This window comes from Streptomyces sp. G5(2025) (assembly GCF_049542075.1).
Taxonomy (GTDB): Bacteria; Actinomycetota; Actinomycetes; order Streptomycetales; family Streptomycetaceae; genus Streptomyces.
Map to the genome: position 1 here is coordinate 2,410,830 of NZ_JBMUZT010000006.1, position 20,002 is coordinate 2,430,831.

The 20,002-nt window shown below is 71.0% G+C and carries 20 protein-coding genes and 2 pseudogenes; 15 read left to right on the forward strand and 7 right to left on the reverse strand.

Annotated features, from left to right (window positions below; translation table 11 throughout):
* The first annotated feature begins 83 nt into the window (after positions 1-83).
* From ACOBQB_RS21765 to ACOBQB_RS21780, 4 genes are read left to right on the forward strand one after another with little or no spacing between them, the layout of a single operon-like run.
* On the forward strand, positions 84-1,097 hold the full coding sequence (locus tag ACOBQB_RS21765) for a metal ABC transporter substrate-binding protein (protein WP_423593825.1): 1,014 nt from the start codon (positions 84-86) through the stop codon (positions 1,095-1,097).
* Between the two features lie 32 nt (positions 1,098-1,129).
* Positions 1,130-1,921, forward strand: coding sequence for a metal ABC transporter ATP-binding protein (locus tag ACOBQB_RS21770; protein WP_423593826.1), 792 nt, complete (start codon positions 1,130-1,132; stop codon positions 1,919-1,921).
* A gap of 15 nt (positions 1,922-1,936) precedes the next feature.
* Entirely contained in the window at positions 1,937-2,827 is an 891-nt protein-coding gene (locus tag ACOBQB_RS21775) for a metal ABC transporter permease (protein WP_423593827.1), read from the forward strand.
* A gap of 17 nt (positions 2,828-2,844) precedes the next feature.
* Complete coding sequence (locus ACOBQB_RS21780; protein WP_423598656.1) at positions 2,845-3,309, forward strand: Fur family transcriptional regulator; 465 nt, start codon at positions 2,845-2,847, stop codon at positions 3,307-3,309.
* A gap of 78 nt (positions 3,310-3,387) precedes the next feature.
* Here ACOBQB_RS21780 and ACOBQB_RS21785 read toward each other — a convergent pair whose 3' ends face one another.
* Complete coding sequence (locus tag ACOBQB_RS21785; RefSeq protein ID WP_423593828.1) at positions 3,388-4,209, reverse strand: isoprenyl transferase; 822 nt, start codon at positions 4,207-4,209, stop codon at positions 3,388-3,390.
* Between the two features lie 59 nt (positions 4,210-4,268).
* Positions 4,269-5,018, reverse strand: a complete 750-nt coding sequence (recO, locus tag ACOBQB_RS21790) for a DNA repair protein RecO (protein ID WP_127911741.1) — start codon at positions 5,016-5,018, stop codon at positions 4,269-4,271.
* 133 nt (positions 5,019-5,151) lie between these two features.
* On the opposite strand from recO, the pseudogene ACOBQB_RS21795 reads away from it, so the two are divergent.
* Together ACOBQB_RS21795 and ACOBQB_RS21800 are read left to right on the forward strand one after the other, a co-directional pair.
* A pseudogene (locus ACOBQB_RS21795) lies at positions 5,152-5,500 on the forward strand (hypothetical protein).
* Entirely contained in the window at positions 5,472-5,759 is a 288-nt protein-coding gene (locus ACOBQB_RS21800; RefSeq protein ID WP_423593829.1) for a hypothetical protein, read from the forward strand. Before ACOBQB_RS21795 ends, ACOBQB_RS21800 begins: the two are co-directional and overlap by 29 nt.
* A gap of 3 nt (positions 5,760-5,762) precedes the next feature.
* Here ACOBQB_RS21800 and ACOBQB_RS21805 read toward each other — a convergent pair whose 3' ends face one another.
* Positions 5,763-5,978, reverse strand: a complete 216-nt coding sequence (locus ACOBQB_RS21805; protein WP_423598658.1) for a hypothetical protein — start codon at positions 5,976-5,978, stop codon at positions 5,763-5,765.
* A 348-nt stretch (positions 5,979-6,326) separates the two neighbouring features.
* Here ACOBQB_RS21805 and ACOBQB_RS21810 point away from each other — a divergent pair, with 348 nt between their 5' ends.
* The 3 genes and pseudogenes from ACOBQB_RS21810 to ACOBQB_RS21820 all read left to right on the forward strand — a co-directional run bounded on the left by ACOBQB_RS21810 (position 6,327) and on the right by ACOBQB_RS21820 (position 7,504).
* The gene (locus ACOBQB_RS21810) at positions 6,327-7,160 is read left to right on the forward strand and encodes a helix-turn-helix domain-containing protein (protein ID WP_423593830.1); all 834 of its coding nucleotides are present in this window, start codon (positions 6,327-6,329) and stop codon (positions 7,158-7,160) included.
* Positions 7,142-7,222, forward strand: a pseudogene (locus ACOBQB_RS21815) (DUF397 domain-containing protein); the annotation flags it as partial. The gene ACOBQB_RS21810 and the pseudogene ACOBQB_RS21815, both read left to right, overlap by 19 nt.
* A gap of 12 nt (positions 7,223-7,234) precedes the next feature.
* Positions 7,235-7,504 carry a DUF397 domain-containing protein gene (locus ACOBQB_RS21820; RefSeq protein WP_423598660.1) on the forward strand — a complete coding sequence of 90 codons (270 nt, stop codon included), beginning with the start codon at positions 7,235-7,237 and terminating at the stop codon, positions 7,502-7,504.
* Here ACOBQB_RS21820 and ACOBQB_RS21825 read toward each other — a convergent pair.
* On the reverse strand, positions 7,491-8,978 hold the full coding sequence (locus tag ACOBQB_RS21825; protein ID WP_423593831.1) for a membrane-associated oxidoreductase: 1,488 nt from the start codon (positions 8,976-8,978) through the stop codon (positions 7,491-7,493). The two genes, ACOBQB_RS21820 and ACOBQB_RS21825, sit on opposite strands and share 14 nt — an antisense overlap.
* An 82-nt stretch (positions 8,979-9,060) precedes the next feature.
* On the opposite strand from ACOBQB_RS21825, the gene ACOBQB_RS21830 reads away from it, so the two are divergent.
* Complete coding sequence (locus ACOBQB_RS21830) at positions 9,061-9,738, forward strand: AIM24 family protein (RefSeq protein ID WP_423593832.1); 678 nt, start codon at positions 9,061-9,063, stop codon at positions 9,736-9,738.
* A gap of 49 nt (positions 9,739-9,787) precedes the next feature.
* On the opposite strand, the gene ACOBQB_RS21835 is transcribed toward ACOBQB_RS21830, so the two are convergent.
* Positions 9,788-11,074, reverse strand: a complete 1,287-nt coding sequence (locus ACOBQB_RS21835) for an aminotransferase class I/II-fold pyridoxal phosphate-dependent enzyme (RefSeq protein ID WP_423593833.1) — start codon at positions 11,072-11,074, stop codon at positions 9,788-9,790.
* A 235-nt stretch (positions 11,075-11,309) separates the two neighbouring features.
* Between ACOBQB_RS21835 and ACOBQB_RS21840 the strand changes: the two genes are divergently transcribed.
* Genes ACOBQB_RS21840 through ACOBQB_RS21860 form a run of 5 tightly spaced genes read left to right on the forward strand, consistent with a single transcriptional unit; the run spans position 11,310 to position 17,979 of the window.
* Complete coding sequence (locus ACOBQB_RS21840) at positions 11,310-12,953, forward strand: ABC transporter substrate-binding protein (protein WP_423593834.1); 1,644 nt, start codon at positions 11,310-11,312, stop codon at positions 12,951-12,953.
* Positions 12,954-12,981: 28 nt separating this feature from the next.
* A complete protein-coding gene (locus ACOBQB_RS21845; RefSeq protein ID WP_423593835.1) occupies positions 12,982-13,941 on the forward strand; it encodes an ABC transporter permease in 960 nt (319 codons plus the stop codon).
* Complete coding sequence (locus ACOBQB_RS21850) at positions 13,941-16,019, forward strand: dipeptide/oligopeptide/nickel ABC transporter permease/ATP-binding protein (RefSeq protein ID WP_423593836.1); 2,079 nt, start codon at positions 13,941-13,943, stop codon at positions 16,017-16,019. Before ACOBQB_RS21845 ends, ACOBQB_RS21850 begins: the two co-directional genes overlap by 1 nt.
* Entirely contained in the window at positions 16,019-17,053 is a 1,035-nt protein-coding gene (locus ACOBQB_RS21855; protein WP_423593837.1) for an oligopeptide/dipeptide ABC transporter ATP-binding protein, read from the forward strand. Before ACOBQB_RS21850 ends, ACOBQB_RS21855 begins: the two co-directional genes overlap by 1 nt.
* Positions 17,050-17,979: a dihydrodipicolinate synthase family protein gene (locus ACOBQB_RS21860; protein WP_423593838.1), complete on the forward strand. Its 930-nt coding sequence runs from the start codon at positions 17,050-17,052 to the stop codon at positions 17,977-17,979. The genes ACOBQB_RS21855 and ACOBQB_RS21860 overlap by 4 nt, the downstream gene beginning before the upstream one ends.
* A gap of 29 nt (positions 17,980-18,008) precedes the next feature.
* Here ACOBQB_RS21860 and ACOBQB_RS21865 read toward each other — a convergent pair whose 3' ends face one another.
* Positions 18,009-18,683 (reverse strand): response regulator, encoded by a 675-nt coding sequence (locus ACOBQB_RS21865; RefSeq protein WP_423593839.1) that lies wholly within the window; start codon positions 18,681-18,683, stop codon positions 18,009-18,011.
* Entirely contained in the window at positions 18,680-19,966 is a 1,287-nt protein-coding gene (locus tag ACOBQB_RS21870; protein WP_423593840.1) for a sensor histidine kinase, read from the reverse strand. The genes ACOBQB_RS21865 and ACOBQB_RS21870 overlap by 4 nt, the downstream gene beginning before the upstream one ends.
* Between the last annotated feature and the right edge of the window lie 36 nt (positions 19,967-20,002).

A 20,002-nucleotide genomic window follows, 5' to 3' on the forward strand; every position in this document is an offset into this window, starting at 1 on the left:
CCCCTAATCAAATCGGTTCCGCGGAGGGCTCCGCACAGGGGCCTTGTTGACAATCGTTTCCACATTTGTTGAAAATGAGTGTCATGAACGTACGACGACGCCTGATACCCACCGCCGCCCTCGCCTCCGCGACGGTCCTCGGCCTCGCGGCGCTGACCGCCTGCTCCTCCTCCGCCGCGGACGACAAGGACGGCAAGCTCGACGTGGTGGCGTCGTTCTACCCCATGCAGTACCTCGCGGAGGAGATAGGCGGCGGCCACGTCTCCGTCACCAACCTCACCGAGCCCGGCCAGGAGCCGCACGACCTCGACGTCTCCGCCAAGCAGCGCGGGCAGCTCGAAGAGTCCGACGTCGCCCTGTACCTCAAGGGCCTCCAGCCCGCCGTCGACGACGCGATCGACCAGTCCGGCATCAGGACCAAGGTCGACGCCGCCTCCCTGACCAGCATGGAGAAGCACGGCACCGAGGTCGGCGGCCACGCCGAGGATCACCAGGGCGAGCACGACGAGCACGACGAGCACGCCGAAGAGGGCCACGAAGACCACGGCCACGGCCACTCCCACGAAGGCTCCGACCCCCACATCTGGCTGGACCCGGTGAAGTACGCCGAGGTCGCCGAGGGCGTCGGCAAGGCCCTTCAGAAGGCCGACCCGGACCACGCGCCCACGTACAAGAAGAACACCGCGAAGCTCGTGGAGAAGCTCGATGGCTTGAACAAGCGCTTCGAAGACGGCTTGAAGCACACCAAGGCGCCCTCCCCGAAGGTCTTCATCACCACCCACGCCGCCTTCGGCTACCTCGCCGAGCGGTACGGCCTCACCGAGGAGGCCATCAGCGGTCTCGACCCCGAGGGCGAGCCGAGCAACAAGCGCGTCAAGGACCTCCAGAAGATGGCCGAGGAGGACGGCGTCACCACGGTCTTCTACGAGACGCTCGTCAGCGACGAGACCGCCAAGACCCTGGCGAAGGACGCGAACCTGAAGACTGATGTACTCGACCCGATCGAGGGCATCACCAAGAAGTCCAGGGGCGACGACTACATCGAGGTCATGGACTCCAACCTCCAGGCCCTGCGGAAGGCCCTGGGCGCCAAGTGACCCCACCCCCTGTGGCTACGGAGGCACGAGCCATGAGCAACTCCCCCGACTCCCCCGGCTCGGGTGAAGCCGTCATATCCCTGCGCAAGGTGACGGCCGAGCTCGGCTCACGCCCCGTGCTGCGCGGCATCGACCTCACCGTGGGCCGCGGCGAGGTCGTCGCCCTGCTCGGCGCCAACGGCTCGGGCAAGTCCACCGCCGTGCGCACGGTCATCGGGCAGGTCCCGGTCAGCGGCGGCGAGGTCGAGATCTTCGGCACCCCGCGCCGCCGCTTCCGCGACTGGGCCCGCGTGGGGTACGTCCCGCAGCGCACCACCGCCGCCGGCGGCGTGCCCGCCACGATCAGCGAGGTCGTCACGTCGGGGCGGCTCTCCCGGGCCCGCTTCGGCCTGCTCCGCAAGGCGGACCGCGAGGCCGTCGCCCGCGCCATCGACCTGGTGGGCCTGGCCGACCGCGCCAAGGACTCCGTGAACGCCCTCTCCGGCGGCCAGCACCAGCGGGTCCTGATCGCCCGCGCGCTGGCCTGTGAGCCCGAGCTGCTGATCATGGACGAGCCGATGGCGGGCGTCGACCTGGCGAGCCAGGAGGTCCTCGCGGCCACCCTGCGCGAGCAGGTCGCGAAGGGCACCTCGGTGCTGCTCGTCCTCCATGAACTGGGGCCGCTGGAGCCGCTGATCGACCGCGCCGTGGTGCTGCGCGACGGCTGCGTCCTGCACGACGGACCGCCCCCGCACGCGGTCGGCCAGCACGCCCTGCCGGGCCACGACCACGTGCACCCGCACCCCGCCGACACCGAGCCGGTCCGTACCGGCCTGCTGACCTGAGGGCGAGCAAGAACGATGGAAATCCTCGAATACGCCTTCATGCAGCGGGCCCTGCTCGCCGCCGTCCTGGTCGGCATCACCGCGCCCGCCGTCGGCATCTACCTCGTGCAGCGCCGCCAGGCCCTGATGGGCGACGGCATCGGCCACGTGGCGATGACGGGTGTCGGCCTCGGCTTCCTGCTCTCGACCTCGCCCGTGTGGATGGCGACGGCGGTCGCGATCGCCGGCGCCGTCGTGATGGAGCTGATCCGCTGGTACGGCAAGACGCGCGGTGACATCGCCCTCGCCATGCTGTTCTACGGCGGCATGGCAGGCGGCGTCATGTTCATCAACCTCGCGCCCGGTGGCTCGAACGCGAACCTCCAGTCGTACCTGTTCGGCTCGCTCTCGACGGTCTCCGAGGAGGACGTCACGGCGATCTGCCTGCTGGCCGCCTTTGTGGTCCTCGTCACGATCGGGCTGCGCCGTCAGCTCTTCGCGGTCAGCCAGGACGAGGAGTTCGCGCGCGTGACGGGCCTGCCGGTGCGCGCCCTGAACCTGCTCACCGCCGTCACCGCCGCGGTCACCGTCACCGTCGCCATGCGCGTCGTGGGCCTGCTGCTGGTGTCCGCGCTGATGGTGGTGCCGGTCGCGGCCGCGCAGCAACTCACCCGCAGTTTCGCGGCAACCTTCGCGATCTCCGTGGCGATCGGCGTCTCGGTGACCATCGGTGGCACGGCGACGTCGTACTACCAGGACGTGCCGCCCGGCGCGACGATCGTGCTGCTGACCATCGGTGTCTTCATCGCCCTGACGGTGCTGGCGACACCGCTGGCCCGCCGCAGGGCGCGGGCCGTGGCCGCCGCGGAGGCGGTCGGCGATCCCGCGGAGTGTTCGGTTCCGGCCCAGCCGGCAGCCAAGCTCTGACCTGCGTCCTGGGCGACCTGGCACAATGGCCCGGCAAGCCCAGCAGGCCCAGACCAGAGCGCAGACGCGAGGAGACAACCGTGGGAGCCCCGGTTCGAGGCAGGTCCACCCGCCAGCGTGCGGCGGTGGCCGCAGCACTCGACGACGTGGACGAGTTCCGCAGTGCGCAGGAGCTGCACGACATGCTCAAGCACAAGGGTGACTCGGTCGGACTGACCACGGTCTACCGCACGCTCCAGTCCCTCGCCGACGCGGGCGAGGTGGACGCGCTGCGCACCAGCGACGGCGAGACGGTCTACCGACGCTGCTCGACGGGCGAGCACCACCACCACCTGGTCTGCCGTGTCTGTGGCAAGGCCGTGGAGGTGGAGGGCCCCGCGGTCGAGACGTGGGCCGAGGCGATCGCCGCCGAGCACGGCTTCGTGAACGTGGCGCACACGGTCGAGATCTTCGGCACGTGCGCGGACTGCGCGAGCAAGTAGCCGCCGCTTTCGTACGTACGAAGGGGCCCGCACCGTCACGCCGACGGTGCGGGCCCCTTCGTACGAGTACGCGTACGGCTAGCTCTCCGCGATCTGCTGCTCGTTGGGGATCGCCCCGCCGAAGCGGCGGTCGCGCCCGGCGTATTCGAGGCAGGCCCGCCACAGGTCACGGCGGTCGAAGTCCGGCCACAGCACGTCCTGGAAGACCATCTCGGCGTACGCGCTCTGCCAGAGAAGGTAGTTGGAGGTGCGCTGCTCGCCGCTCGGGCGCAGGAACAGGTCGACGTCCGGCATGTCCGGGTAGTACAGGTACTTCGCGAAGGTCTTCTCGCTGACCTTGGACGGGTCGAGGCGGCCCGCCTTCACGTCCTCGGCGAGGGCCTGGGCGGCGTCGGCGATCTCGGCACGGCCGCCGTAGTTCATGCAGAAGTACAGGGTGAGCTTGTCGTTGCCCTTGGTCTGCTCCTGGGAGATCTCCAGCTCCCTGGCGACCGACTTCCACAGCTTGGGCATCCGGCCGACCCAGCGCACGCGGATGCCCAGCTCGTCGAGCTGGTCGCGGGTCTTGCGGATGAAGTCGCGGTTGAAGTTCATCAGGAACTTCACCTCGTCCGGGGACCGCTTCCAGTTCTCCGTGGAGAAGGCGTAGAGCGAGATCGCGCCGACGCCCATCTCGATGCCGCCCTGGAGGACGTCGAGGACGCGCTCCGCGCCGACCTTGTGCCCCTCGGTGCGCGGCAGCCCGCGCTCCTTCGCCCACCGGCCGTTGCCGTCCATGACGATGGCGACGTGCTTGGGCACCAGCTCGCCGGGGATCTTCGGCGGCCGTACGCCCGTGGGGTGCGGCTCGGGGGTCTTGTACTCACGGCGGGACCGTCCGAGGATTCCGCGTCGTGCCATGGGGCTCTCTCTCCTACGTGACCGAAATCGGTGGTGCTGGTGGTGCTGCTCAGCTTGTCTCAGCTTTTCTCCACATACCGCAGAGACCGCAGTCCGCGCTCCAGATGCCAGTGCAGATAGGCCGAAACCAGCCCACTGCCCTCGCGCGCGTGCCGCGCCTCGCACGCGTCCGCCGTCTCCCAGTCCCCCGTGAGCAGCGCGCCCAGCAGGGTCAGGGCCTCCGCCGACGGTACGACGCTGCCGGGCACCCGGCAGTCGACGCAGACGGAGCCGCCCGCCGCGACCGAGAAGAACCGGTTCGGTCCCGGCAGACCGCACTTGGCGCAGTCGTTGAAGCTGGGCGCGTAGCCGTTCACGGCGAGGGAGCGGAGCAGGAAGGCGTCGAGGACGAGGTGCGGCTCGTGCTCACCCCTGGCGAGGACCCTCAGCCCGCCCACGAGCAGCAGATACTGCTGCACGGCGGGCTCCCCCTCGTTGTCGGTGAACCGTTCCGCCGTCTCCAGCATGGCCGTGCCGGCGGTGTAGCGGGCGTAGTCCGTCACGATCCCGCCACCGTAGGGAGCGATGGTCTCGCTCTGCGTGCACAGCGGCAGGCCGCGCCCGACCAGTTCGCTGCCCCGCGCGAAGAACTGCACGTCGACGTGGGAGAACGGTTCGAGCCGCGCCCCGAACTTCGACTTGGTCCGCCGCACGCCGCGCGCCACCGCGCGTACCCGTCCGTGACCGCGCGTGAGCAGCGTGATGATCCGGTCCGCCTCACCCAGCTTCTGGGTGCGCAGCACGATGCCGTCGTCGCGGAACAGACTCATGGGGCCATTCTCGCGTACGCGAGGGGGTCACAGGTCCTCGGGGAACAACGAGGCCAGGTGAGGAAACCCGGCGTGGCACCTGTCCGGACCGGTACCGTACGAGAGGTCAGCCCCGCCCGCACCGGAGACCCCTGTGAGTGCCCAGCCCGACGGCTCGTACGAGCCCCTGATCCCGATGCCCGAGCTGACACCCGACGCACTACGGGCGGCGGTGGCCCGGATCGCGCCCAGCCGCGTTCCCGCGCTCACTCAACACCTCTTCGAGGCGACGACGAACGCCCAGCAGACGCAGAGCCTTGCCCCCCCTGCGTGCCTTCATCCACTCATGGGCCGTCTTCGTCGCGATCGAACGCCATCCGCAGCGCGCGGCCCGGCTGCGCGAACTGGAACGCGTGGTGAACGCGGCGGACCAGGACCCGACGGACGCCATCGCCGAGATCCGCCGCATCCGGGATGAGGCGGAAGCCGAGGCCGGCCTGTGACCGACTGGTCCTGGGACTGGAACCCGAGCGAGGAGTACCTCACCGACGGAGTCCCGCCAGGCGTATCGTCGCCGAGGTCGAGCGGCTGACCACCGAGCTCGCGGCGCTCGGACCGGACTCTGTCAGGGTCGGCCGACCGGTCGACCGGGAAGACGGGCTGCGCGAGTTCGATCTCCTCGGCGGGCGCGGCTTCATCAGCTTCCTGCCCGTGCCGCGTCACGAGCGCGTCTACGTCCGCAACATCACCTGGTACGGCTGAGCGTCAAGGCACCTCCCCCCGGCTCCGCGCGTTCGCGTACGCCGTCGCCGCGCGCAGCCGCTCCGCCGCCGTCGCCGTGCGGATCGCCTCCGGGGCGCAGTCCCATTCCCGGCCGCCGCCGTAGGGGCGCAGCTGGACGTAGGGCCCCTCGTACCCCATGACCCTGCCGACGCGTCCGTTGCGGGTGTCGACGACGTACGAGCCGATGGGGAGGTTCAGGGAATGGTTCACGGCGCACTCCTCAGCGCGGCGGCCAGACGCGCCGCCACGTCGGCGGAACAACCGCCCAATTCGATGCGCGGACACGGTGCCTCCCTGGCGACCGACGCGGGGTCGATCCGCAGGGACGGCAGAGTAATTCCCGCTCGTGCGAGTGCGGCGCGCAATTCCCTCAAAGTTTCCTCCGCCAGTTCGACGCATACCACTGCGTGGCGCTTGGATTCCGCCGTCACGTCACTCCCCTTCGCTTCCGGCTTTCACTCTTCGCACCCCTACGGTGACGCACTGCATCTACACTTGGCAGGAGTCTGTCCTCTACAACTGCGGGGCAGTGGAAGGCGGTTGGCCATGGCCAATGGTTCACGTCAGGCGGCGTGGGAGTTCTTCGGCTCGGAGCTGAAACGGCGGCGGGAGGAGGCAGGGCTCACCCAATCCGCCCTGGGCATACGGGTTTTCGTCTCCGGCGGATACATTGGGCAGTTCGAACAGGCCATTCGCAAGCCGCAGCTGGACGTGGCGCAGCGGATCGACGAGGTGCTACAAACCGGCGGCTTTTTCGAGCGAATGTGCCGGAAGCTGATCGATGACCAGCGATATGCGGACTATTTCGCGGCCGTCGTGGAGCTGGAGGCCCTGGCGACGCGAATCTGCGAGTTCGCGCCGACGCTGATTCCGGGGCTGTTGCAGACCGCCGAGTACGCGCGTGCGGTCACGATCGCGGCGAACCCGTTCGTCACGGACGAGTACGTCGAGGAGAAGGTGACCGCGAGGCTGGAGCGGTCGCGGATCCTCAAGGACGCCGCGCGGCCCGAGTATTGGGTCGTAGTGCACGAGAACGTGCTGTATATCCCGGTCGGCGGCCCGGCCGTCATGGCCGCGCAGCTGGACCACGTGGCGAGGCTGATGCGGGAGCGGCATGTGTTGGTGATGGTGCTTCCGTACGAGGCGGGGGCGCATGCCGCGATGGTCGGATCGCTGAAACTCATGGCCTTCGAGGACGCACCTCCAACCGCCTATACAGAGACGTCGTTTTCGGGAACGCTCCTTGACGAACCGGTAGTGGTGAAGCGCGCACAGCGCGCATACGATCTGATCAGGGGCGCCGCGATGTCGCCGGAGGCGTCCCTCGCCCTGATCACCTCGGCGGCTGAGGACTACAGACGATGCGCGAGTACGACCTGAGCACCGCCCGTTGGCGCAAGAGCAGCCACAGCAACGGCGAGGGCGGCAGTTGCGTCGAGGTCGCCTACGACTTCATCGGTGCCGCCCGCTGGCGCAAGAGCAGCTACAGCAACGGCAGCGGCGGCAACTGCGTCGAGGTCGCCTACGACTTCGTCGGCGCCGCCCGCTGGCGCAAGAGCACCTACAGCAACGGCGAAGGCGGCGACTGCGTCGAGGTCGCCGACGGAGTCCCCGGCGTCGTCCCCGTGCGGGACAGCAAGGTCCCGCACGGCCCCGCCCTGGTGATCGGCGCCGCCGCCTGGCAGGCGTTCGTCACGGGCACTGTCGCGACTACTGCCGTGTGATCGCCCGCGTGATGCCCGCCGCGATGGTCGTCGCGAGCGTCCAGCCCGTGACGACCAGGCCGTAGCCGAACCACTGGTAGGCGCCCCGCGAGGCGTACGCCTTCTCCTGGCCGAACTCGACGATCGGCAGGAGGAGGTCCAGCGTGTAGAAGACGGGGCTGAACTCGGGTGCCTCGTCCGGCTTGAGGGCCACCGGCTCCCGCAGCGCGAACGTCACCGCGCCGACCAGCAGCAGCGAGAGCAGCCAGACCGCCGCGCGCGTGGGGCGGAAGCCGTAGCCGACCGTCACGTCCTGGAGGTGCCCCCAGGCCCTCGCGTACCAGGCGAGCGTCGCGCGGTGGCGGCGCTGCTTGGCGAGCTGGACGGTGCGGGCCGCCGCGTCGTCCCCGACACGGCGGTAGGCGGCGGTGAGCTGCTCGTACGCGTAGGGGGCGAAGCCGTCGGTGTCGCGTTCGAGGGCCGCGAGGCGCCGCGCGGCCGGCTCGTGGGGGTCGAGGGTGGTGTACGTCAGCCCGTCGAGGCGGACCTCGTCCGGCCAGGTGCCGGAGGCGATGTGGAGCAGGTCGAGGTGGGAGCGGCGCAGATTGACGCGGCCTTCGATGGTGGCCGCCTCGCGCAGCCACAGCTCGCCGACGGTGAGGCTGCTGGCGCGCAGCGCGTCGCCGCCGGGGTGGGACAGACTGGCGTAGGCGAGGTTGAGCTGCCCCGGTATGCGGGCGCCCCGCAGGTTGACGCGGCCCCGGGCGGTGAGCCGCATGGCGTGGAAGTCCGTGCCGCCACTCAGATTCGACGCGTCCAGTGCCGTGCCGCCCGGGTTGCTGAGCACCGCGTCGTCGAACGTGATGTTCCCGGCGATGACGGCTCCCTCCATGCGGACCAGGCCGTGGGCGGTGAAGCCCGCGTCGGCCTGGAAGTCGTCGTCGACCGTGACGCGGTTGAGCGCGAGGACGGGCTCGGAGTACGTCGCGCCCGCCTCCCCGATGTGCGCCGTGTTGAGGAAGACCGCCCCGGTGATCCTCGCCCCGCCGAGCCGCACGGGTCCCCGGACGCGGCAGCGGGTCAGCCGCAGGGAGCCGTCGACGCGCAGGGCGATGGCGTGCAGGCCCGGCAGGACGGAACGGCCCAGGTTCAACTGGCGGAGCTGCGCCCCGTACAGGTCGGGGATCTCCTCGAACAGGCAGGCCCACAGGTGGATGGGCGCCGCGACGTCCGCGTACTGGAGGTCGAGCCGGCCGCTGATACGGGCGCCCATGAGACGCAGCAGCGGAACCTCGCCGTCGGCGTCGGCGGGTTCGCTGAGGAGGAGGGCCCGGAGGACTTCCGCCCGTACGGTCCGTTCGGGGCCCCAGGACGCCCCGGCTTCGGGGGCGCCCTCGGGGCCGTCGTCGGGGGTCTGCCGCAGGTCGATGGCGCGGCCCTTCGGGTACGCCTCCCACACCCGCCGTTCCACGTCGGTCAGTTCGGTGATCTCCACCGGGGTGACTCTAGGGGAACGCTTGCGGCACGCGGGGCGGGCGAGCCTTTCGCCCGGGTCGCTCTTGGCCCAAGATGCCCTTGTGAAGAGTGACTTGTTCTCCAGTGACCACATGGCTCAGCCGGCCCTCGCCCCCGGCATGACCCTCCAGAACGCCAAATCCATCAAGTACGCGGTGAACGGCGAGATGTTCGCGCGGCAGGGCGCGATGATCGCCTACCGGGGCGATCTCCAGTTCGAGCGCAAGGGTCAGGGCGTGGGCGGCATGCTCAAGCGCGCGATGACCGGTGAGGGGCTGCCACTGATGGCCGTGCGCGGCCAGGGCGAGGCGTGGTTCGCGCACGAGGCGCAGAACTGCTTCATCGTCGACGTCGAACCGGGCGACGTCCTCACGGTCAACGGCCGTAACGTCCTGTGTTTCGACGCCACCCTCTCGTACGAGATCAAGACGGTGAAGGGCTCGGGAATCGCCGGGGGCGGGCTGTTCAACAGCGTCTTCTCGGGCACGGGCCGCCTCGGCCTGGTCTGCGACGGCAACCCGCTGGTCATCCCCGTCTCCCCGCACCAGCCGGTGTACGTCGACACGGACGCCGTGGTCGGCTGGACCGCCGACCTCGCGACGTCCCTGCACCGCTCGCAGTCCATCGGGTCGATGATCCGCGGCGGCTCGGGCGAGGCGGTGCAGCTGATGCTCAAGGGCGAGGGCCACGTCATCGTGCGGCCGAGCGAGGTGACACCGCAGAAGGCGCAGCAGCACTGAGTGGCACTGAGTGCTGCCGCGCCGACAGCGGGCCCTGCCCCGGGGAGCGTCAGGCGGCCTGGCGCTCCCGCTGCTCGTACCCGGCGAGGCGGACGCAGACGGTCAGGCCGTACATGGCCTGCTCCAGCTCGGCCAGGCCCGGGTAGCTGGGGGCGACGCGGATGACGGCGTCGCGCGGGTCGTCGCCGTAGGGGTGCGTGGCACCGGCCGGGGTCAGCACGATCCCGGCCTCGGCGGCGCGGCGCACCACGTCCTTGGCGCAGCCGTCGGGGACCTGGAGGGTCACGAAGTAGCCGCCCTTGGGGGAGGTCCAGGTCGCGAGGCCGGTGCCGCCGAGCTCGGCTTCGAGGATGCGCGCCACGGCCTCGAACTTGGGCTGGAGCAGAGCGCGCTGGCGCTCCATGTGGGCGCGTACGCCGTCGGCGTCCCGCAGGAACAGCGCGTGCCGCAGCTGGTTGATCTTGTCGGGGCCGATCGAACGCTTCTGGTTGTTGGCCAGGAGCCACGTGACGTTGGCGGGCGAGGAGCCGAAGAAGGCGACGCCCGCGCCCGCCGCGGTGATCTTCGAGGTGGAGCCGAAGACGAACGCGCGGTCCGGGTTCCCGGCCTCGGCGCAGGCGCCGAGCAGGTCGGCGAGCTCGGCGGGCTCGTCGGTGAGGTGGTGGACGGCGTAGGCGTTGTCCCAGAAGATCCGGAAGTCGGGGGCCGCGGTCTCCATGCGGGCGAGGCGGGCCACGGTCTCGTCGCTGTAGACGACGCCGTCGGGGTTGCTGTACTTCGGGACGCACCAGATGCCCTTGACCGCCGGGTTCTCGGCGGCGAGCCGCTCGACCTCGTCCATGTCGGGCCCGTCGGCCGTCATCGGCACCGGGATCATGTCGATGCCGAACCGCTGACAGAGCGCGAAGTGCCGGTCGTAGCCGGGCACGGGACACAGGAACGCGACGCGCTCCTGGTCCACCCAGCGCGAGGTGGCGCCGGGCAGCACGCCGAGGAAGGCGTGCACCAGGCAGTCGTGCATCAGCTCCAGGCTGGAGTTGCCGAGGGCGAGGAGCTGCGCGGCGGGGACCTGGAGCAGCTCGGCGAAGATCTCGCGCAGCTCGGGCAGGCCCTGGAGGCCGCCGTAGTTGCGTACGTCCGTGCCGTCGGCGGCGGTGTGGCGGCCGCCGGGCAGGCTGAGCAGGTCCTCGCTGAGGTCGAGCTGTTCCGGCGCGGGCTTGCCCCGGGTGAGGTCGAGGGAGAGGCCGCGGGCGGCGAGCTCCGCGTAGTCCTTCCGGGCCCGCTCAAGGAGGCCGGCGAGGGCCGGGGCGGCGTCGGGGCTCAGCTCGGTCGTCATGGTGGTGCCTCTCGCAGGTGCCGCTTCGGTGGGTCGCGCCTGCCGAGGATACAAAACCGGGCGCCCCGGCTTTTCACCCGATGAGACGGGACCGGCCGCGCACCCGGCGATATGCCGTGTGCGGGACCTTGACCGGCCCCCGTGCCCCTCTTATGGTCACCACGCCCCCACGACGTAGGACGTGGGATGTCTTGGCGACAAGGGAACGTACGAACAAGGGAACAAGGGAGACACCGTGAGCGACCTGATCCCTCGCACCGCGACGGGCGGCCCCGCCCCGGACCGCCGCTCCTTACTCCGGTACACCGCCGCGCTGGGCGGGGCCGCCACCCTCACCACCACGCTCTCCGCCTGCTCCGCGGGGCCCGAGTCCACCAACGAGACCGGGGGCGGCGGCCAGGGCGGCGACTCCACGCTCACGGCTGTGATCGGCTACGGCAACGACGGCAGCTGGGACCCGACGCAGACCGCGTCCGCCTTCGCCATGGCGGGCAACGAACACATCTACGAGGGCCTGCTCGGCACGGACCCCATCAGCCGTGCGCCCTATGCCGCGCTCGCCACCGGGATCCCGGACGACCTCAAGGCGACCACGTGGAAGTTCTCCCTGCGGCCGGGCGCCAAGTGGCACGACGGCAAGCCCGTCACCGCCGACGACGTCGTGTTCGTCTTCGACCGCATCCTGGACCCGAAGACGCAGACCCTCGCCAAGGGCTTCTTCGCGAGCTGGCTGAAGGGGGTCAGGAAGGTCGACGCGCTGTCCGTGGAGCTGATCCTCAAGTTCCCCTTCCCGGACGGTGCCGCGCGGCTCTCCCTCGCGAAGATCATGCCGAAGCACGTGTTCTCCCGGCCCGGCGCGTGGGAGGACGCCACCAAGGGCAAGGCGGTGGGTTCGGGACCGTACCGGCAGACCGCGCACCACCCGAAGTCGAACACCACCTTCGAGGCCTTCGCGGACTACAACGGCCCGCGCAAGGCCGCCTTCAAGAAGATGAACTGGCTGACGATCGTGGACGCCGCGCCGCGCGTCGCCAAGATCTCCGGCTCCGGCGCGGACGCGGAGATCGCCGACAACATCCCGTACGCCAACATCACGCAGCTGAAGAAGAGCGGCATGACCGTCGAGGGCGGCGCCGGGATGAACAACCTCTTCCTGCTCTTCAACACCGCGCACAAGCCGTTCGACGACGTACGCGTCCGTCAGGCGCTGCACTACGCCATCGACCGCGACAAGATGATCGAGGCCGCCCTGAGGGGCCACGGCAAGGCGGCGACGTCCTTCCTCAACGAGGCCAACCCCTCCTACCGCCCCGCGAAGACCGTCTACGCGTACGACATCCTGAAGGCGCAGAAGCTCCTGAAGCAGGCCGGAGTGGGCAAGCTGACGATCAACCTCATGGCCGTGAACGTGAGCTGGATCGTGGACTGCCTGCCGACCATCCAGGACGGCTGGGAGAAGCTCGGCGTCGAGGTCACCCTCGACCCGCAGGAGACCACCGCCGTCTTCACCAAGCTGGACCAGAAGAAGGACTTCCAGGTCGTCGCCGCCGCCTCGAACCCCAACCAGTTCGGGCTCGACGCCGACCTGATCATGCACTACAACTACGGCCCCGAGAACCTGTGGATGGGCTACGCCCGCTGGGCCCAGAACCCCACCGCCAAGAAGCTCTTCAAGGACATGGAGCAGGCCACGCGCGAGCCGGAGGCGAGCAGGAAGCGGGCCATGATCCAGGACTACATCGACGTCGTGGCCGAGCAGGCCGTGCTCTATCCGGTCGTGCACAACGAACTCATGACGGCCTGGGACCCGAAGAAGATCACCGGGGTCCAGGCGCAGCCGTACCCGGGGATCAACCTCCTCCAGGCCAAGTGGGCCTGACGTACCGCCGGTTCGGGAGGCGCACACCGTGACCGCAGTCCTCACCATCCTCGCCCGCCGCATCGCCCTGCTCGTCCCGCTGCTGCTCGGCATCGTGCTCTTCGTCTTCCTCGTGATGCGGTTCTCGGACGTCGACCCGGCCTCCGCGTTCTTCCAGGGCGCGAACCCGACCCCCGAGCAGCTGCATCAGTTCCGGGAGGAGAACGGGCTCCTCGACCCGCTGCCCGTGCGCTACATCGCCTTCGTCGGGGACCTCCTCCAGGGCGACATGGGCATCAGCGTCCTCAACCGCTCCCCCGTCCTCGACCAGGTCACCACCGCCCTGCCGCTCACCATGCAGCTGACCTTCCTCGGGCTCGGCATCGCGGTCGTCCTCTCCCTCACCCTCGGCGTGACCGCCGCGATCCACCGCGACCGGCTGCCGGACCAGCTCATCCGCGTCGTCTCCCTGACCGGGGTCGCGGCGCCCGGCTTCTGGCTGGCGCTGCTGATGATCCAGTACCTGGCGGTCGACCTCGGGTGGTTCCCGACCGGCGGCTACATCAACCCCGCCGACTCCCTCACCGGCTGGCTCAGGACCATGACGCTGCCCGCCCTCGCGCTGTCCCTGCCGGTGGCGGCCGGCCTCACCCGCATCATCCGCACGGCCGTGGTCGAGGAGCTCGACAAGGACTACGTCCGCACGGCCATCGGCAGCGGCCTGCCCCCGGTGGTGGTCGTCGGCCGCAACGTCCTGCGCAACGCCCTCATCAACCCGCTCACCGTGCTCGGTCTGCGCGTCGGCTATCTGCTGGGCGGCGCCGTCGTCATCGAGACGATCTTCTCGCTGCCGGGCATGGGCAAACTGATGATCGACGCCGTCAAGAACGGCGACCCGGCCGTCGTCCAGGGCGTCGTCATCACCACCGCCGTGGGCTTCGTCGTCGTCAACCTCGTCATCGACGTCCTCCACCTCCTGGTCAACCCGCGCCTGAGGGGGACGAGCTGATGCTCATGACCCGCAAGCAGCTCACGGAACGCCTCGCCGTCCCCGGCCTCCGCCTGCGCTCCCTGCGCAAGCTGCCCGTGCTCTCCCGGATCGCGGTCGGCGTCATCGGCGTCGTCGTCCTGGTCGCCCTCCTCGCGCCCCTCATCGCCCCGCACGACCCGCTCGACCAACAGAGCCAGGTGGACGGCACCGGCCACCCGTCGGCCCGCCACTGGATGGGGCAGGACAGCCTGGGCCGCGACATCCTCAGCCGCTTGATGTACGGGGCGCGCTGGTCGCTGGCCATCGGGCTCGGCGCCACCCTGCTCGCCCTGATCGTCGGCGCGCTGATCGGCGCCGTCGCGGCGACCTCCCGCAAGGCCGTCGACGAGACGCTGATGCGCTGCCTGGACGTCGTCATGGCGTTCCCCGGCATCGCGCTCGCCGCCGTGCTCGTCGCGGTCTTCGGCGGCGGCATCACCGTACTGATCTGCGCGATCGCGTTCCTGTTCACCCCGCCGATCGCCCGGGTCGTGCGGGCCAACGTCCTCGACCAGTACGGGGAGGACTACGTCACCGCCGAACGCGTCATCGGCGCGCGCACCCCGCACATCCTGATCCGGCACGTCGCCGTGAACTGCGCGGCGCCCATCCTGGTCTTCTGCACCGTGCAGGTCGCCGAGGCCATCGTCTTCGAGGCGTCGCTCTCCTTCATCGGCGCGGGCGTCCGGCCGCCCGACCCGTCCTGGGGCAGCGTCATCGCCGACGGCAAGAACATGGTCCTCATCGGCGGCTGGTGGTCGACGGTCTTCCCCGGCCTGCTCATGCTCGTCACCGTCCTCGCCCTCAACATCCTCTCCGAGGGCGTCTCCGACGCCTGGGCGGCGCCCTCGACCCGCGACGTGCCGGGCGCGGCCCGCGCCGAGGACCGCCTCGAAGCCCCCGAGCCGGGCACCGGCCAGGTCCTGGAGCTGCCCGGACTCACCGAGGCCTCGGAGCGGCTGCGGGCGCGGGCCCGGCCCCTGCCGTCCGGCGCGCCGGTCCTGGCCGTACGCGAGCTGCGCATCGCCTTCCCCGGGCGGCACGACGGCGTGGACATCGTGGACGGCATCTCCTTCGACCTGCGCCCCGGCGAAGTCCTCGGCCTGGTCGGCGAGTCGGGCTGCGGCAAGTCGCTGACCGCGCTGACGGTGATGGGCCTGGAGCCCAAGGGCGCCCACGTCAGCGGCAGCGTCACCTTCGGCGGCCAGGAGCTCACCGGCCTGCCGGCCCGCGCCCGGCGCCGCCTCCTCGGCCACGACATGGCGATGATCTACCAGGACGCCCTGTCGTCCCTGAACCCGGCGATGACGGTCCGCTCCCAGCTCAAGCAGGTAGTACGAAGGGGAGGCCGCCGCACCTCCACCGAACTGCTCGAACTGGTCGGCCTGGACCCCGACCGCACCCTGCGCAGCTACCCGCACGAACTCTCCGGCGGCCAGCGTCAACGCGTCCTGATCGCCATGGCCCTCTCCCGTGACCCGAAGCTGATCATCGCCGACGAGCCGACGACGGCGCTCGACGTCACCGTGCAGGCACAGATCATCGAACTGCTGCTGCGGCTCCGCGAGGAACTGGGCTTCGCGCTGATCCTCGTCTCGCACGACCTGGCGCTCGTCGCCGACGTCACCGACCGGGTGGTGGTGATGTACGGCGGGCAGATCGTCGAGACGGGCGTCACCGCCGACCTGGTGGGCGCCCCGGCGCACCACTACACACGCGGACTGCTCGGTTCCGTGCTCTCCCTGGAGTCGGCACGGCAGCGGCTCACGCAGATCAAGGGCGTGGTGCCGTCCCCGGCGGACTTCCCCCCGGGCTGCCGCTTCTCGGACCGCTGCCCGCTGGCGACGACGGTGTGCAGGGACGTCCCCCCGCCCCTGACGGGCCCCACCCCCCACGAGACGGCCTGCCACCACCCGGCAGCGCCCCAAAGGGGCGCGGGGAACTGCGCGACCAGCCACAACGAACCCGCACCGACCCCACACGCCCCGCCACCCCTGAGGGGCGCGGGGAACTGCGCGACCAGCCCCCACGAACCCGCACCCGGGGAGCCGAGCTGATGACCACCCCCCTCATCGAGCTGACCGACGTGCACGTCACGCACCGGGTCCGCTCCGGCACCCTCCTCTCCCGCGACCGCGTCCACGCCCTCACCGCCGCCGACTTGACCCTCGCCCCCGGCGAAACCCTCGGCGTCGTGGGCGAATCGGGCTGCGGCAAGTCCACCCTGGCCAAGGTCCTGGTCGGCGTACAGCGCCCGACCACCGGAACCGTGTCGTTCGAAGGCAACGACCTCTGGACGATGAAACCCGCCGCCCGGCGGACAGAGATCGGCACCCGCACCGGCATGATCTTCCAGGACCCGTCGACCGCCCTGAACCGCAGACTGTCGATCCGCCAGATCCTCCGGGACCCCCTCGACGTACACAGACGCGGCACGCCACGCGACCGCGACGCCCGCGTACGCGAGTTGATGTCCCTGGTGGGCCTGCCCAACGCCCTCGCGGACGGCCTCCCGGGCCGGCTCTCCGGCGGCCAGCGCCAACGCGTCGCGATCGCCCGCGCGCTCGCCCTCGAACCGGACCTGGTGATCGCCGACGAGCCGACGAGCGCGCTGGACGTGTCGGTGCGCGCCCAGATCCTCAACCTCCTCCTCGACCTCAAGGAACGCCTGGGCCTCGCCCTCGTCTTCGTCTCGCACGACATCCAGACCGTGCGCAGGATGAGCGACCGCGTCATCACCATGTACCTCGGGCGGATCGTGGAGGAGGCCCCGGCCGCCGAGATCCTGGCCCGCGCCCGGCACCCGTACACGCGCGCCCTGTTCTCCGCCACGCCGGGCCTGCTCGACCCCATCGACCCGATTCCGCTGACCGGCCCGGTCCCGTCGGCGACCCGGCCACCGAGCGGCTGCCCCTTCCGTACGCGCTGCTGGAAGGCGGACGACACGTGCGCGGAGGCGATGCCGGGTGTCGAGACGGCGGGCGCGGGGCATCGATTCCGCTGTCACCACCCGGTGGACGAAGGACAGTCGACCCACGACCTCGCCACGCAGGCCGCCGCCACGGCCCGAGCACCCAGGGAGCGCCCATGACCCTTCCCACCTTGTTGACCGGTGTCGTCCCACCCGTCTGCACCCCGCTGACACCGGACCGCGAGGTGGACACCGCCTCCCTGGTGCGGCTCGTCGACCATCTGGTCGCGGGCGGCGTCAACGGCCTCTTCGTGCTCGGCTCGACCTCCGAGGTCGCGTACCTGACGGACCGGCAGCGAGCCCTCGTCGTCGACACGGTGGTCCGGCACGTCGGCGGCCAACTGCCCGTCCTCGCCGGGGCGATCGACATGACCACGCCCCGCGTCCTGGACCATGTGCGGACGCTCACCGAGGCGGGCGCCGACGCCGCCGTGGTCACCGCGCCGTTCTACACCCGCACCCACCCGGCCGAGATCGCCCGCCACTTCCGGCTCGTCGCGGACCGCTCGCCGGTGCCGGTCATCGCGTACGACCTGCCGGTGTCGGTGCACGTGAAACTGAGCGCGGAACTGGTCCTGGAGCTGGCCGGGGAGGGCGTGCTCGCGGGCCTGAAGGACTCCAGCGGCGCCGAGGGCGCCTTCCGCGGCGTGGTCGTCGGGAAGCGGTCGGTGCCCCGGCACTTCAGCGTGCTGACCGGTTCGGAGCTGACGGTCGACTCGGCGCTCGCGATGGGCGCGGACGGGGTGGTGCCGGGGCTCGGGAACGTCGACCCCGAGGGATACGTACGCCTCTACGCCGCCGGCCGCGCGGGCGACTGGGAGCGGGCACGGGCGGAACAGGAGCGGCTGTGCGGCCTGTTCGGGATGGTGCGGGCGGGTGACCCGGCGCGGATGGGCGGCAGCTCGTCGGCGCTCGGGGCCTTCAAGGCGGCGCTGCACCTGCGCGGCGTGATCGCCTGCCCGGCGACGGCGGAGCCACAGATTCCGCTGTCGGCGCGGGAGACGGAAGCGGTGGGCAAACACTTGGCGGCGGCGGGGCTGCTCTGACAGGCCCCCTCACACGCTGACGCGGCCCCTCACACCCCCGGCGCCACCAACCCCGTCTCGTACGCCACGATCACCAGCTGCGCCCGGTCACGGGCGCCCAGCTTGCCCATGATGCGGCTCACGTGCGTCTTCGCCGTCAGCGGGCTCAGGCCCAGCGTCTCGGCGATCTCCGTGTTGTTCAGGCCGCGCGCGACGAGCGCGAGGACCTGCCGTTCACGGTCCGAGAGGCCGTCGGGTCCGCCGCCCACCGGGAGCCCGGCGGTGTCCGGCGCCCGCAGGACGCGGGCGATCAGCCGCGAGGTCGGCCCCGGTGAGAGCAGCGACTCACCGGCGGCCACCGTGCGGATGGCGTCCAGGAGGTCGGCGGGCCTGGTGTCCTTGACCAGGAACCCGGACGCGCCCGCCCGCAGCGCGTCCACGACGTGCTCGTCCGTGTCGTACGTCGTCAGCATCAGGACCTTCACGCCCGCGAGGTCCTCGTCCGCCGCGAGCAGCCGCGTCGCCTCGATGCCGTCGAGGTCGGGCATGCGGATGTCCATGACGACGAGGTCGGCCCGTTCGGAGCGGGCCAGCTCGACCGCCGAGCGGCCCGTGCCCGCCTGCCCCACCACCTCCATGTCGGGCGCCGAGTCGACGAGCATCGCGAACGCCGCGCGCACCAGCGTCTGGTCGTCGGCGAGCAGCACGCGGATGGGCCGGTTCATGTGAGGCCTCCCAGGGGCACGGACGCGAGGGGCAGCACGGCGGACACCATGAAACCCCCTTCCGGCCGCGGCCCCGCCTCCAGGGTCCCGCCGACGGTGCGGGCCCGCTCCCGCATCCCGACGAGGCCGTAACCGGCAGTGCCCGAGGGCTGCCGCGCGCCGACGCCGTCGTCGGCGACCGTCACGTTCAGCGCGGCGTCGCCCGTCGTCACGTCCACCCGGACGGTCGGCGCGGGGCCCGCGTGCCGCACCGCGTTGGTCAGCGCCTCCTGCACGATGCGGTAGGCGGCGGCGCCCACGGCGGGCGGTGCCTGGCAGTGCTCGACGTCCCGCCCGACACTCAGCTCGACGCGGGCCCCGGCCGTGCGGGCCGCGTCGGCGAGGCCGGGCAGGGAGCCGAGGCCGGGCAGCGGGCCCCTGGCCTCGTCGGCGCCCTCGTCCTCCGTACCGGACCTGAGGACCTCCAGCGTGGCGCGGAGCTCGCCGCGGGCGGTGCGGCAGGTCTCCGCGACGTCGTCGAGCGCCTTGGCGACGGCCGCGCGGTCCAGACGGTCGGGGTCGGCGGCGAGGACGTGCGCGGCGACGGACGTCTGCACGCCCACCAGGGTGATGCTGTGGGCGAGCAGGTCGTGCAGGTCGCGGGCGACCCGCAGCCGCTCCTCGGCGACCCGGCGGCGGGCCTCCTCCTCGCGGGTGCGTTCGGCCCGTTCGGCGCGCTCCACGACGGAGGCGACGTACTGGCGGTGGATGCGGACGTACACGCCGAGCAGCAGGAAGGAGACGATCCAGCCGGTGATGCGCAACGACTCGGCGCCCTCGGCCATGCCCTCCGAGAACTTGACGCCGAGCATGATCCCGATGACGCCCGCGCCGGCGATGACGGTGTTGCGCGGCCGGGACCGGGAGGCGACGGTGAAGAGGCCGGCCATCGACACGGCCATGGGCGCGGTGTGGTTGGCGTCCATGGAGTGGTAGGTCAACAGGATCGCCATGAGGGCGACCATGACGCGCATGGGGGCGCGGCGGCGCCACACGATGGTGATGTGCGCGGCGAGCAGCAGCGCCCAGCCCAGCGGGCTGGGCGGGTGGCCGTTGTCCCGCACGACCTGCACGATCACGACGGCGCTCGCCGCCATGGCGAGGGCGAACAGCGCGTCGGCGAGCAGCCGTTCGCCGGGGGCGGCGGGTCCGAGGACGCGTTCGATGAGGTTGCGGCGGGCGGGGCCCGGCGCGGTGGCCGGGCCTATGGCGGGAGATTCCGCCGGTTCAGCGGGTGAGTCCACCGGCCCATCTTCGGGTACGCGGGCGCCCCTCCGGGA